Here is a 14,911-nt window from a genome sequence, read left to right as displayed (position 1 = left end):
TTTTAGTTTAAATTTTTTGAGAGTCTCTCAATCAAATTATTTTGATTTTTAATAGAGGAATTATTGATGCACATCAAATTGGGAATAGCACCAATTAATTGGTGTAATGATGATGATCCAGAATTGGGTAAAGAGATTAGTTTCGAGCAATGTATTCGTGAGATGTCAGAGGCGGGTTATAGTGGTACAGAACTAGGTAATAAATATCCTCGTGATGTGTCCGTTTTAAAAAATGCACTCAATAATTATGGGTTACAATTATCCAGTTCCTGGTTTAGTACTTTTTTTACTGAGTCAGAACAACAGTATGAAAATACTTTATCACGGTTTATGGAGCATTTAAGCTTTATGAAAGCCATGGGAGCATCCTTTATTAATGTATGTGAATGTGGACATGCAATTCAAGGAACAGAATTACCTATTTTAGGTCCTGACAAACCTAAGTTTAATGAAATGCAGTGGGAGAGATTAATTCAGGGGCTCCATGCTATTGGACGTATTGCCTATGATTTTAATATGCGCCTTGTTTATCATTATCATGCAGGAACAGGGGTTTTTTATGAGCATGAAATTGATTTTTTAATGGAGAATACTAGCCCCCAATTAATTTCTTTATTAATGGATACCGGGCATGCTGTATTTGCTGATGTTAATCCAGTGGATTTAATTAATAAATACAGTGAGCGTATTTTATATGTTCATTTGAAAGATATTCGCATAGATGTTCTGCACAAAGTTGATAGGGAACGCCTGAGTTTCATGAATGCGGTACGCAAAGGTGTTTTTACAGTGCCAGGTGATGGTTCTCTTGAATTTGCATCCATATTTAAAGTCTTACAAAAACATCAATATACTGGATGGATGATCGTTGAGGCAGAACAGGATCCAGCTAAAGCTCCTCCACTTGAGTATGCTAAAAAAGCCTATGACTTTTTGTTACAGTACATTATTTAACTTGAGTGCGACATAAAAGGTATAGAATCTCTTTTATGTCGTTAAGCAAACGTTTTTAGAGCCTTATTTCTAGGGAATAAGGCTGAAAACTCAATTTTCTTTATTGCCATTAGCATTCAATTAAATGCTATTCCCGCCGGAGACCAATTTGGTGCCCCTGTTATTGGGGTCGCAGTACATGCATTAAAAGAGCCATCTGCCTCTATAGTGCATTGGTACATGTTTCCAAGATTCGGGAGTAAGATGTTGTCAGCTACATACGCATATTGCGCGCCATTATAAGAGAGAAATGCTATTTGTTCTGGAAGCCAGATCGGCGCTCCAGCTATTGGAGTTACGCTACATGTATTAAAAGTGCCATTCGTATTTAAGGTACAACGGTACACGTTTCTATTGTAGTCAGCCACGTATGCATACTGTATTCCTTGAACGCTAGTAAATGATACCCCATCCGGAAGCCAACTAGGTGCTCCAACTGTAGGAGTGACAGTGCATCCATTTAAAGTGCCATCCGTATTTAAAGTGCAACGATACATGCTTCCATTGAAGTCAGCCACATACGCGTATTGTATTCCTTGAACAGTAGCAAATGCTATCCCAAGAGGATTCCAACTGGGGGCTCCAGTTGCTGGGGTTTCAATACAGGTATTAAAAGTGCCATTCGTATTTAAAGTACATTGAAATACGTTTTTGTTACCAGGTAGTCCATATGAACCGGAAGTAACATATGCGTATTGTACCCCTTGAACGGTAGCAAATGCTATTCCAACAGGGTTCCAACTAGGTGCCCCGGATGTTGGTGTTTCAATACAACTATTAAAAGAACCATCTGTATTTAAAGTACAGTAGTACATGTTTCCAACATTCGGAAATGGGCCATTATTAGCTACATATGCGTATTGTGTTCCCCGAACAGTAGCAAATGCAATATTCTCAAAATCACCGCTTGTATTTGTTGCAAGAATACAGTTTTCAAAACCAGCAGTCGATGTTAAGTCACATTTATAAACTGAAGCAGCATCTGCACGTCCTGAATTAAAACTACTCACATAAGCAAACAACTCAGTTAACTTAATATTCAATTCATTGCCTGGACTGGGCCGGTAACATTGTAGCGGATTCCCTTGTTCACATAATATTGGGCCATCTGTAATATTTTTTGTTAAGGCACTTCCCGTAATTGTTAATGTTAACAGGCATGATTGATGTCCTGGGAGCGTACTGCAACCGGTTACAGTGACACCTGGGATAGGTTTCATTTGCAGTGAATGTGACTTTGAAGATTGGTTAGTTACAGTATATTGCACTGTTATAGAGTCTGCTGCGCTGATCTTCTGTTTTGGTGGATAGTTTAAATTGGGCGTAAACGTCCATAATGGCGTTCCAATGTGCCTTTCTTTTGAATGACTCGCATTATTGGTCAGTTGGCTTGCGTTTGTTAAGCCTAACTCTAATAACAGTAAGCCTCCTAATAAATACCGAATCATTCGCTACTCCTATTCCTTTAAGATTTATTTATTGTATCGATTTATTAATTTAGTGCAATGATTACCAATGATGGATGGTGATTTAAATGAGGTGACTTGCTATTTAATTTAGGACTTTTATGATTAAAAGTAATTTAGTGTTTTTGCTAGGTATTAATTCTTAACCATAGAGTGATTTTTGTTTTTTTTGACATCAGTGAGTACTTCATGTGCAACTCTAATCCCAGATAAATAGGCCCCGTGTACAGTACTTAGATCCGTTGTAGAAGTTGCTTCTCCAGCAAAATAGAGCTTTCCTGCAACGGGCTTGGCTAATAGCGCAATCATTTTTTTATCGATATCTTTAGGTAAATAAGAATAACTACCCAGAGTGTATGGATCGCTCGCCCAATGAGTCCTTTTTGTTTTGATCGGCTCAGGAATATGATTTCCATAAATCTGTCGTAGATGGTGCATAACCCATTGGGTGAGCGGACCTTTTTCCATATCGCGGGCCAGCTTACCACTAGTAAATACGATAAGGATTGGTTTTTGAGTGTATTTGTAAAGATTGAAGATGTTATAAGCTTCTTCTTTATGATGAGGTAACATACCAATCCATTCTTTATCTTTATCCCAAAAGACTTTATCAAATAATAAATAAAGTTTTTCATAATTACCCATTTTCAATTGAGCAATTGCATCGCGTTTCTCTTTAGGCAAATTAGGACGAAAGATGATTTTATTGGATTTGAGTACCCCTAAGGAGACGGTGATGACGACTCGTTTGGCATGATAGGTATCATTTTGGGTGATAATTGTAACTCCATCTGCATCATAATCAATTTCTCGGACAATTTGATTCAAATATAGGGGAATATGCCGCGAAAATTGTTGGAAAATCTGGAAGTAGCCTTCTGGAATAATGGCGTTTTTTCCGGTTGCAATTGATTTTTCAGAAACAAAATAGGAGTTAAGGGATAATTGTGGCAAATTATCTGCAAATTCGTAAGTATAAATATTATCCAAAGCATAATATAATAAGGAGCTTTGTTTCAGAGTTAATTGTTTTTGTTTCACGAATTCAGTGAAATTTTGCTCAAAGGTGATTAATTTATTACGAGTTTGGCAATACTGTAAAAACTCATAGGTTAAACTCGAAAATAGGTGTAAGTCGTATTCCGATACAGGTTTTCCCTTGCTATCATACAAAGCAAAATCCTTAAGCATGGCTATTAGATTAGAGTTATCATAGCTTGTAGGCGCAATAGCTCGTTTTCCTAGCAGAGGGATTAATGGGTTGTGATCAATGCCATGAATCCAAGAAGCACCTAATTCAATGGCGAACCCCCAGCCATAATTCGTATCTACTCTGCCGCCGGTACGATTTTTTGCTTCAAGAATGAGTACATCTTGTTGTGCCTGATGTAATTGTTTTGCTGCGGTTAGTCCAGACACTCCCGCACCAATTACTATAGTATCGTAGCGATGTTCTGCCCATGTGATTTGAAACAGGAATAATAAAAAAATAGAATAGATAAATCGTTTTGTAACCTGAAAAAAACTCTTCCTCATTATCTAGTCAAACCTATTTCTTTATAAAAATTTTGCTCAATTAAATAAGCACCAAGAGTTGCTCATATTAATATCATTTGTCTGTTTTATTCAATATGCTTTTAATATAAAAAGGACGGTTTATTAACGGCTTGATATTTTGTTTCTCTCAACTAAGTACAACAAATTGCCTACCTTTGACCAAATACAATAAAATTGTAGAACAGAGTTTTATTTTGCAGATGATGAATTTAAACTCAGAAAGAGTATTTTTAGTTCACTTTGAAGTGGGGTTCAGGTAAACCCTTAAAAGAAGTGTTCATTGCAAATAGATTCCCAGACAAGGGACTATGCTGTAATTGTTCTTCACTAAGCCCCATTCGTGCTGAGGTAATAAAAAGTGTCGAAAGATTACGATCACCAAATGCAACGCTAGTTGGTCTAGGAATAGGTAGCTTGATAGAGTCCACTTTCCTCCCTTGTGGATCATAACGATTAATACTCCACCCATCCCACATGGCAACCCATAAAAAACCATGAGCATCAACAGTCATACCGTCGGGTAGTCCTTCGGAATCGGGGATGCTGATAAATAATTTTTTATTTGCAATTGCTCCAGAGGATAAATCAAAATCATAACGATATATTGTATGAGTTAATGAATCTGAAAAATATAAATATTTATTATCAGGGCTAAAGCCTATACCATTTGACAAGATAAAGCCTTTGTCCATAGGTTTAAATGCTAAATCAGCGGATAATTGAAAAAGCACTCCTATAGGAGATTGCCAATCTTTGGCTGCAGTACCCGACCAAAAACGTCCCTCACGGTCACACTTACCATCATTAAAAATTACTGCTTGATGGGCATAAGGGTTGCCGATGGGTGTTAATGAACCGGTTAAAAGATTTGCAAAAGCATATCCTTCTTCAACAGTAACCAATAAGCTATTTGCAGAATACAAAGAGATACTCGTTACAATTTGGTTTAAGACAATAAAATTATCAGTAGCTGTTTGAGGATTAAAACAATGTATCGCCGGTTGTAAACAATCCAACCAATACAACACACCCTCATGTGGCGACCATAAAGGACTCTCTCCCAAGATCGCTTGGGAACTTAAAACAACAGTAGGATGAAACGTATTCATAATAATTATATTATTATCCATAATGACTCAAAAATCCAAAATCATAAGATTATTGAAAATCATGCAATGGAGCCTAAAAATGATGCTATTTCTTTGGAGGCATAATAATCAGACGTATGTATATTTTCTATTTTCTGTAATTGCAGGAAAAATTAATAATTCTAGCTTATCAACAATATAGAATAGAGTAGGGAGAAATAAATGGCATTAAAAATTGTAGATTCCCATTTTCATTTTTATGATAAGAAAATAAATCATCATCCTTTTTTGGCAAATTATGATGAGAATCTTGCATTATTATGGGGAAAAGATTATCAGCAAAAACTACCAGAATCCTATCTTCCGGCTGATTATTTTAGGGATATGAACGAATTTCAAATCGATGGTTTAGTAATGGCTGAATTGGTTTCAACTGATCCACTCAAAGAAATGCAATTTGCCCAGGATATTGCTAATCAGAATCCACAGCTGTCAGCAGCAATTGCTAATATTAGTCTACGTGATGAAAATCTTTCGCAACTTCTGGATGAGTATCTTAAAATCCCTTTGATACGTTCCGTTCGTGATCATTTGCTTTGGGATCCCAATAATCCTAATCGATGTTATACAGATAAGGCGGGGATTCTTCTAGAGCCTATTATAAAAGAATCTTTTGCAATTCTTAAAAACTATCCTTTTAATTTTGAATTTGAAGTTTATGCACACGAAATACCCTCGGTACTTCATTATGCAGAACAATTTCCTACAATTAAATTCGCGTTACATTGCCTGGGTTGGCCATTAGATCAAACTCAAACTGGTTTTTCAAAATGGAAAAAAGACATGCAACGCTTAAGTCAATGTCACAATGTTTCTGTGAAAATTACTGCTATTGAGTGTATTTTTGGTCTTGAATGGTCTTTCACTCAAATTGCTCCTTGGATAAAAACAACAATCGATATTTTTCGTCCAATGCGATGTATGTTTGGCAGCCATTTACCTATTACTAAATGTTCAAAAGGAGCCTCGGCTCTTTATGAGACATATCAAGCCATTGTTAAAGAGTTTTCACTCCAGGAACAACAATCTCTTTTCGCAGATACTGCAAAGAATTTTTATAATATTTCCTAAGTGAAACATCGTCTTATCTATATGTTTGTTTAAAGCAACGAGTGATCCAATTAAAAATTGGATTCGGATAGGATTATTTCTTTTGTGGCTGATTACCGTGCGTGAGGCTGCACAACGCAAATTACCTCGTTTTTTATTCGATTATAGCCGCAAGAAGGAAAGCAGATGTTGAGCATCTGCTGATGTAATTAAAAACTTAAGGATCTTGTAGTTGTCCTCGCACAATGCTTAGAAATAGATTCCCGTTTCGCGAAAACTCTTAAGTCAATGGCAGTGGGGGGAACTCATCTGATCCATCCCATCTCTGTACTTTATTGTGAAAAAATACATCTAACCTTAGATGATGTATTGTAATAGCGTTCTCACATTTAGTTAAAGAGATAGTTAAAGATTAATAATACTGAAGAGTGTTTACCATAGATCGTTCATTAAACTCCTTTATCAAGAAATCGATTTTTTCTCCTAACTGACTTTTCCCCATTATTGTTTCACTGGCTTTATAAAATGTTTGCGAAAAATAAGAATACACCGAGTTTGTACTTTGTTGCGATTTACGTCGTTGGATATCATTTTCATCTGTTTGCATTTTTTGCAGCAACATTTTTGTAAGTTCTTTGTATTCACTATCTTCTTCATTATTTTCAAAACGTGAATACAGGCTCGCGGCATTTTGAACATACTTCTGAATCAATTGTATCTTTGTATCGAAGATATCTCTACCATTTTTATTAGTAGCAAGTTCGAATTCTTTTTCAAGAATATATTCATATAATACAAAAGAAAATTGATAAATCCAGGGCACACTTCTATTATTGTTAAACGATGAATTATCCTGAATGCTCTTGATGATTTCAGGGCTTTTTTGATATAGGTCGCTTAAAGCATTAATAAAATTTTTCAAGCTGGATGTAAAAAATGAGTCATACAGATCGGATGTAAATGCTGTACTGTGTTTGCTATTATAATCAATAACAGTAGTATTAACATGCTCTAATGCAGTGGAAATTTCATTCAAAAGTTGTTGAAAATACTGATTGTAATCCTCATTCAATTCCTTTGATCTTATTGTTTTAATGAGACATCGAGCAAACTCATTTCTTTCGATTAATAATTCAGCTTCCTTACCTTTATAGGTTTTTTCATCTGCCTGTAACTTGTAGGCATCATATATTTTTTCACAATAACGGATTGCAATCTCTTTAAAAATGCCCATTGTACCTCCCTTTAGTTCTCTAGGCGTAGTGTCTTTTTATGCAATATGGAAATAAATCATTTTTTTAAGAACAATGTCTTCTTTTTTCCTATTGTGATGCACAATATTGTAATTACAAAAACATATAACTTCCAGATTGTTCGTTATGTTAACTCACTGTAAGCTTTAGGAAAAGTAACTTTAGGCTATTTTAGAGTTTATATATTGATTAAAGAGATAAAAATGAATATCTAACTCTAAGTGAGTAGTAGATTTCTAATTGGTATTCAAGAATACTTCGGGGAACAAATCTAACTTTCAACGTATAACACGAGCCAGTTATGTATGTAGTTGGGTAATCATGCGATCCAAGTGGTTTGAAAAATGTTGAATTTCTTTGGGGCTTAACGTATCTAATCCTCCACGAATTAAACCGCTTTCTCTTAGAGATTCATTTAAATGACGCATAGTGAGAACTTGTTTTATGTTATCAGTAGAATAAAGGGTGCCCCGGGGGTTAAGAGCAAATGCTTGTTTTGTAATAATATGATCCGCCAAAATAATGTCCGCAGTAATTACCAGATCTTGGCTTTGTACCTGAGCGAGGATGTATTTATCAGCCCCATCAAACCCTGATTCAACTTTAACTCTTTTAATAAACGGTGAAGGTGGAATGGTTGCTAGGTGGTTTGCGACAATAATTACCAAAATATGGCGTTTCATGGCTGCACGAAATAAAATTTGTTTAATTACCTTAGGACAGGCATCACCATCAATCCAAATTTTCATTAATTGTCATTCACCTAAGCTAGTTAATAAAATAGTGTTCATTTATGATTTAATTTGAAACAGATTACGTGGGTACTTTAACTTAAATGATTTAAAGAAAGCAATGGAACAATAACCAATAAGGTATTTTTGGGGTTGGTTATTTAGCAAGGCCAACCCCAATTTCATTAAATAAGCTCAAACTTAGTTGATTCTTCCATAGGCTTTTGGGGGGCTTCCACTGACATTTTTTTATTATGTATTGATCTAAAAAAAGACTGTAACGTACATGCATGACGGTAGACACTGTCAGATACAAAGTGGCTTGGTTTTCCTTCCTGATCCGTTTTTAAAAGATAACCTTTTTCACGTGCTTCTTGTGCTTTCATAAAGGAGACTACGCATTTATTAGTTTTTTCATTGATCTCATATACGGCTGCATTATGCCAAGGTGTGCCACCGGTGGCATGATCTTCATTAAACCATATACCAATTTTGTCGGTAGCTATTGTTTTAGGATGGCATGACAAGCGTAGTGCTTCTGGCTCAATGATTGATAAATATTTGCTAAGCGCATTACTCATACGTGCAACACCGCGAGAAATGATTTCAGCTTCTTTTTTAACTTTTGATTTTGACTTTTCTGGATAGCCCATACTGAGTTCTGTTGTAAAAAATTGAATTTGTCCTCTATATAAATTAAGGCTATTTATATCATCATCATTCTTAGGTTTTGAAACTCTTTGTCTGAAGCTCGTTTCGGTTTCTGCGTATTTATTTAAATCAACAGTACCAGCTAAGTTAATGATTTTAATATTTTTTAAATCATTTTTTTCTATCATTTCATTTAATTTTTCGAGATAACTTTCACGTTTTTCTTTGGTATGAATATCAGGAAATACCTCAGCAAAAGCAAATCCGTCTGTATAGATTACAATTTCTGCTCCAGGGCCATAAACAGCCTCTATTTTCTTGCAGATATTATTTAAGTGTTGCAAGGAGACTAATTCGGCCATATCAGGCGTATCGCCTAAAGTTTTTCCTCGTACAGGTGCTTTTTCTGGGAAGGCAGGTGCCACAAGTCGTATTTTCTTTCCATCAACTACCATATTATCTACTTTATTGATGATTGCTTCTGAAAATTCTTTGACTGTATGACCTTCTTTTTCGTTGTCAGGAATTTTTCGATGTTCCGATAATATATTTAAAATCTCACTTGTCAGGGGGTGCGGCATAATTGTACTCCAATTAATTTTTTGATTTTTCTATTTAATCTCCTGACTTTTATTTATTCACAAATTCGTATTGAGGCAAAACAAATCATAAAGATCAAATGTTGAGCTAGTATGATATATTCTAAACATTAAGAAATCCTTAAGGGCGTATTAATTTAATTCATTTGGAATGATAAATTTTCTTATTGGTTTTAATTGTTTCATTTTGGTTGTAGATAGAAGGTGGGATGATAATGATAAAACTAAATGGGTTATGTTGAGTATTTTTAGCTACACGTTATAGAAACTTGACTTTATTTAACGTTTGCTTAGCTAGGGTCTGTTAACAATTCAGTTCCCGACGTCCGCTTGTCCGCGGGATACAGCGAGATCTGTATTTGAGCAATAGACTTTTATATTCATCAAGATTACTGGATACTGCGGACAAGCCACGGGACGTCGGGTATTAGAAGACGAATAGTCAACAGTCCTTAGCCTGTTATGTCCAATATTGATGTTTCTACATACGATCTATTGCATATTGTCCTCATCCCATAAAATGGATAATGGCATTTTCATATCTTATACTTTTAATATTATTCAGCTCAGTTTTCTTACTCTTAAATAGCTTTAATGAATTGGCTTAGTCTTAATGCTTCAGGTTGATAGTTAAAGCATTTGGATTAGGTAATGTTGTTACTCTTTTTATAGATGTCTTTTTTAGTACCAGTCGTTTCAATAATGGAGCTGGTATTTACCTAAATGGCAAGGTTGTGTATTACCCAAATGATAAGGACAAGGGATATCAAAATGGATAATAAAAATACAATACCCAGTAGGTTTGAGGCATATACAGCTCAATTCCCTCATCATATTGCTGCAATTCATGGCCAACAGACTCTTACTTATGCTCAATTAAATCAACAGGCGAATCAACTTGCGTATTATTTACAAAGCATAGGGCTTAATGCTGATACACCAGTTGCTCTGTGTCTTGAGCGTTCTTTTGATTTTTTAATCGCAATAATGGCTATTTTAAAAGCTGGTGGCGCTTACTTGCCTATCGATGCTTTACAACCTGAAGAGCGCCTTTTATTTCTTTTAAATGATAGCCAAGCCCCGATTTTAATCACCAAAGCCGCTTCTGCTCATAAATTTTCACAGTACCAGGGTAAAATGATTTTATTAGATAAAAGTCGAGTACTGCTCAGTCAACAACCTGGCAACAATCAAACAACTTTTATTTCTGAGAAGCAACTTGCTTATATTATTTATACGTCAGGCTCCACAGGTGTACCTAAAGGCGTGCTCATCGAGCACCGCTCTATTATAAATTATTGTCAATGGTTTGGAGAATATACTCAAAGCAAGATGCAACAACGAGTGGATTTTTCTGCTAGCCCTATTTTTGATATGGCAGTTTCCGTTTCTTTAGTACCACTTCTGTTAGGCTTAACTATTGTCATTTGTGATACAGAAATAAAAAAAGATCCTAAAACTTATTTAACTTATTTGGCAGGTTCACAAATTGATGTGATTAAATTAACTCCAAGTTATTTTAAACTCTTAGTTCAAGAAACTAAAAACAATCTTATTGCCTTACCCCACTTAAAGTCGATTATTTTAGGTGGTGAAAACCTTGCTGCTGCTGAATGTAAAGCCTGGTTGAGCTTATATCCTGCACATATATTATATAATGAATATGGACCGACAGAAGCAACTGTTGCGGTTTCAGTATATAAAGTGCAACGAGACAGCGTTACTAATTTTGATGTCCATATACCTATTGGTACAGTTGGACCGCAGATTTCATATCATATTCTTGATAAATACCATCAACCAGTAGCTGATGGTGAGAAAGGGGAACTGGCTATTGGTGGAGTTTGTCTTGCACGTGGTTATTTAAATCGTCCGGATTTAACTCAAAAGCAATTTATTGAGAATTTTTGCAACCAGGAACCCAAAGCTCGTTTTTATAAAACGGGGGATTTATGTCGAAAGCGTACAGATGGCGTGATTGAATATTTTGGGCGAATCGATGATCAAGTCAAAATACGAGGTTTTCGTGTGGAACCAAGAGAGGTTGAAAATTGCCTCGCAGCCCATTCTTTAATTAAGTCAGTTGCAGTGGTGACGCAAGAAAATGAACAAAAAGAACAGCAACTCGTAGCCTATTATGTTTTAGACAATAAAAATACCGAATTAAATGCCGTACAAGTACGTCAATTTTTAGAAAAACAAATTCCTGATTATATGATCCCCTCAGCTTTTATAAGAGTGGATTTTTTACCATTAACGGCAAATGGAAAGTTAGATAAATCAGCCTTATTCATACCTAAAATGCGTACAAGTCATGATTATATTGAACCTGTAACCGCTTTAGAAAAACAGCTTGCACGTATTTGGTCTGAAGAATTAGGGGTGAAATTAGTCGGCTTAAAAGATAATTTTTTTGAGCTTGGTGGGCATTCTCTTTCTGCTGCACGTTTGGTATCTAAAATTAATCATACCCTAAAAAGAAATATTACACTTTATGATTTTTATAAAACTACGTGTATTGCTGATTTAATCCCAGTATTGCAACACACAAAAGGAATTACAAAAATTATTGTGAATGAAAAGACATTAGAAACAACACCGTTAAGTGATTTTCAATTTGTGCTGTGGATGGCTGATACTTTTGAGCCTAAAGCAAAAAGATTAAATATTATTGCTAGAAAGCGCGTGAAAGGCCATTTTGATAAAGAAGCTTTAGATTTTGCTTTTCAAGCCGTTTTAAAAAAGCATGAGGTACTTATTTATCGTGTCTTTAAGTTACAACCTAAACAAAAAGCAAGTAAAAATTTGTCCATTGAGCTGGTTACAAAAGATCTTAGTACTTTATCCGTTGCAAAAAAAGAGCAAAGTATTGAAAAGTCGATGCGAGAGCTGGAATATTTTAAACGTTGGTCTAAAAATGCGCCTTTGATCCTTGCTCGTCTTTTTTACTTAAACAAACAAGAATCAGAGTTACAGATTTGTATGCCGCATCTGATTTCTGATAATGCATCAGTGGATATTTTATTTAATGATTTGTCTAAATTTTATCTACAGAAACTTAAGGAAATAGAGCACCCAACTACCTCCAGAACAAATGAGCTATTATCAGCAATAGAAGTTGATAGACAATTTAAAAAATATATTCTTACGGAGCAGCAATTACTTGAAAGTTCTTTAGAGAAAGACAGTCAATTTTGGGAAAAATATTTGCGAAATGCCTCTTTTTTCGCTTTTCCTCAAAAGCACATCGTTCGTAATATGAAAAAAGAAAAACTAGCTTATTCAACATATATGCCAATATCCATTGAAATAGTGAATAAGCTAAAACATTTTTGCGAGCAACATCATATTAGCGTGAATAATGGTTTATGCACTGTACTCGCATTGGCCTTACGTAATTGTTGCAACAATTCTAGAAATGATAAGCCTTTCATGGTTATGAACATTATTAAATCAACACGAGATAATCCGACTTATGATAATTCTATTGGTTGCTTTTTAAGAGTTGAGCCCATTAAAATTGCTTTAGATAATAATGAGACTTTAGAACGTTTATCGCAGCAAATTCAACAATCAATCATTGAAACCAGTAACCATCAACATTGTTCCAATCTTATCAAACTGAGTGCAGTGAGTACCTTAAATACAAAAAAGAAAAAAGTTCAAAGTTCTTTAATTAAGTTGGTAACCCCAGTTTTTACTAAAATTCTGCAAACACCGCTTATTTATCGCAAAATATTACAACGTTGTATCAGTCGTTTAATGTTGTTTAAACGTAATCATTATTTTGTTATAAATCTTAATGTCAGAAATAATTTTCTAGCTCATGATGAAAACCAAACTCAGTTATTTGGTTTTAAAAACCAGGGTGCCAATCTGCAGCAGAGAGACTTATTGGCCATCGATTATATTTTTGAAGCATGTTTTTTATATGATGAAGATCAAAAAACCTATTATTTGGTAATTTCAGCAAATTTAACACCAGAGTTCAAAAAGAAAATAGCGCAAGAATTTGTGCAGGTAATGGGGGAGATATCATTAAATCTATCATTAGCAGTACAAAGCAATCAATGAGTTAGGGCCAAGAGTATAAAAAATTTAGCTTCTCTTTTTCTTATTTTTAAAAATCAAAGGATCAAAATATGCACAATATTAATCTGTCGGTTTGGCAGTCATTGAGGCGCCTAAAGTTTCTGTCATTCGCTCAGTAGCGACTATGATACCTGACGCGGAAGAATAATAATTCATATGCAAAGGATTACAAATCATTGCTCGAATCAATCGAGGGCCTAATCCTGGCATTCCTGCATGCATTACCTTTTTATTATCAATCAGCAATACATCTCCTTTTTTCCAGATGCATGAAGAATAATAATGACGCATTGTTTGTGCAAGCGTTTTCACTTCTTGATGACTAAAACAGCTCCCTACCTTTTTCTTATTGGATGATCTAAGTTTATTTTTTCTTTCTGCTTGAAAATTATAAAATTTGGTGCGCAAAATTTTATAAGAATTCTTTGGTGAATTAAAAAAAGAAATAAAAAGAATAGCCAGAAACTCTATCGAATTAAAAATAGGCGTGGGCAGTTTCCAAAAGAAACGATGCCAAAGCCATTTTTTACCTTTATAGTCGTCCATAAAACACTTTCTTAATTCATAATTCAAAGTTGCAAGTTCAAACAGGTTAATTTGCAAGGCTTTTTCTTGAGTCAAAGGATGTTCTAAAACGCTTGGTTTATACATTACGGCAAAAGACTCATTTCCTTCACCTTCAATAGGAAGAGCAAATTGTTCGCATTTTTTTTGGGCTTCATCTTCAGTAATTTGATATCTTTCTGCGATCTCTTTCATTGACCATTGGCATACAAAAAACGAATTTTTTTCTAATTTTTCTTTTAATTCTTTAGGTAAATGCTCGTAAATTTTTTGTGTATTGATTAAACCGGTTTCTCCGCCTAATGCTGAAGGCTGAAAACAGCAAAAACATAAATAACTAGGGACGTCGGTGGAATAATAATTTTCAGTATGAAATCCTCCTAGATATAATGTTCCTCCGGTTTTATAAATGGAGTTGGTATGTAAAACATAGTTAAGATCACCAACATGAACGCGACCATTTTCAGACATAAATGCTTCACTAATACCACGAAACTCAGAAATACTTAAAATAATATTTTCAAATTGCTCTTCGGTATCAATATTAAATCCTCTTAAAAGCACGGCGCCATATTGAGCCATATCCTGAATGATTTGACAGGAATAAGATTTAAGAAATTGCTGCAAAAATTCGAGATCAGCCACTTTATCTGCCTCGATAACCAACGGCATTTGTTGTTCTTCAGATAAAATAAGTCGTTCATCTTTACGAAGAAACCGCGTAATAACACCTTGATATTCCTTGTGCATGACTAAGTTTCTCTAACGAATTAGGATATGAAAACTATAGCATAAAGAGTAAACTTA

The 14,911-nt window shown here is 34.8% G+C and carries 10 protein-coding genes; 3 read left to right on the top strand and 7 right to left on the bottom strand.

Features of this window, described 5'->3' with window-relative positions; genetic code table 11:
- Positions 1–66 precede the first annotated feature (66 nt).
- On the top strand, positions 67–954 hold the full coding sequence (gene iolE / locus Lsan_RS15810; RefSeq protein ID WP_058515102.1) for a myo-inosose-2 dehydratase: 888 nt from the start codon (positions 67–69) through the stop codon (positions 952–954).
- A 116-nt stretch (positions 955–1,070) separates the two neighbouring features.
- On the opposite strand, the gene Lsan_RS15805 is transcribed toward iolE, so the two are convergent.
- From Lsan_RS15805 to Lsan_RS15795, 3 genes are all read right to left on the bottom strand, one after another.
- Complete coding sequence (locus Lsan_RS15805) at positions 1,071–2,441, bottom strand: hypothetical protein (protein ID WP_058515101.1); 1,371 nt, start codon at positions 2,439–2,441, stop codon at positions 1,071–1,073.
- A gap of 153 nt (positions 2,442–2,594) precedes the next feature.
- Positions 2,595–3,995 (bottom strand): flavin monoamine oxidase family protein, encoded by a 1,401-nt coding sequence (locus tag Lsan_RS15800; protein WP_058515100.1) that lies wholly within the window; start codon positions 3,993–3,995, stop codon positions 2,595–2,597.
- A 251-nt stretch (positions 3,996–4,246) separates the two neighbouring features.
- Entirely contained in the window at positions 4,247–5,146 is a 900-nt protein-coding gene (locus Lsan_RS15795) for an SMP-30/gluconolactonase/LRE family protein (protein ID WP_237762163.1), read from the bottom strand.
- 180 nt (positions 5,147–5,326) lie between these two features.
- Between Lsan_RS15795 and Lsan_RS15790 the strand changes: the two genes are divergently transcribed.
- Complete coding sequence (locus tag Lsan_RS15790) at positions 5,327–6,235, top strand: amidohydrolase family protein (RefSeq protein ID WP_058515098.1); 909 nt, start codon at positions 5,327–5,329, stop codon at positions 6,233–6,235.
- Between the two features lie 391 nt (positions 6,236–6,626).
- Here the strand turns inward: Lsan_RS15790 and Lsan_RS15785 are convergent, their stop codons facing one another.
- The 3 genes from Lsan_RS15785 to Lsan_RS15775 all read right to left on the bottom strand — a co-directional run bounded on the left by Lsan_RS15785 (position 6,627) and on the right by Lsan_RS15775 (position 9,430).
- Positions 6,627–7,448 (bottom strand): hypothetical protein, encoded by an 822-nt coding sequence (locus Lsan_RS15785; RefSeq protein WP_058515097.1) that lies wholly within the window; start codon positions 7,446–7,448, stop codon positions 6,627–6,629.
- A 318-nt stretch (positions 7,449–7,766) separates the two neighbouring features.
- Complete coding sequence (locus Lsan_RS15780) at positions 7,767–8,216, bottom strand: YaiI/YqxD family protein (RefSeq protein ID WP_058515096.1); 450 nt, start codon at positions 8,214–8,216, stop codon at positions 7,767–7,769.
- 167 nt (positions 8,217–8,383) lie between these two features.
- Positions 8,384–9,430, bottom strand: coding sequence for an L-tyrosine/L-tryptophan isonitrile synthase family protein (locus Lsan_RS15775; RefSeq protein WP_058515095.1), 1,047 nt, complete (start codon positions 9,428–9,430; stop codon positions 8,384–8,386).
- Between the two features lie 789 nt (positions 9,431–10,219).
- Between Lsan_RS15775 and Lsan_RS15770 the strand changes: the two genes are divergently transcribed.
- Positions 10,220–13,522: a non-ribosomal peptide synthetase gene (locus tag Lsan_RS15770; RefSeq protein WP_237762162.1), complete on the top strand. Its 3,303-nt coding sequence runs from the start codon at positions 10,220–10,222 to the stop codon at positions 13,520–13,522.
- Positions 13,523–13,600: 78 nt separating this feature from the next.
- Here Lsan_RS15770 and Lsan_RS15765 read toward each other — a convergent pair whose 3' ends face one another.
- Positions 13,601–14,854, bottom strand: a complete 1,254-nt coding sequence (locus Lsan_RS15765; RefSeq protein ID WP_058515093.1) for a TauD/TfdA family dioxygenase — start codon at positions 14,852–14,854, stop codon at positions 13,601–13,603.
- Positions 14,855–14,911 lie beyond the last annotated feature (57 nt).

Source organism: Legionella santicrucis (assembly GCF_001468135.1).
GTDB lineage: Bacteria > Pseudomonadota > Gammaproteobacteria > Legionellales > Legionellaceae > Legionella > Legionella santicrucis.
Note: the sequence above shows the minus strand (reverse complement) of the source record. Positions and strands in the feature narration are given on the sequence as shown.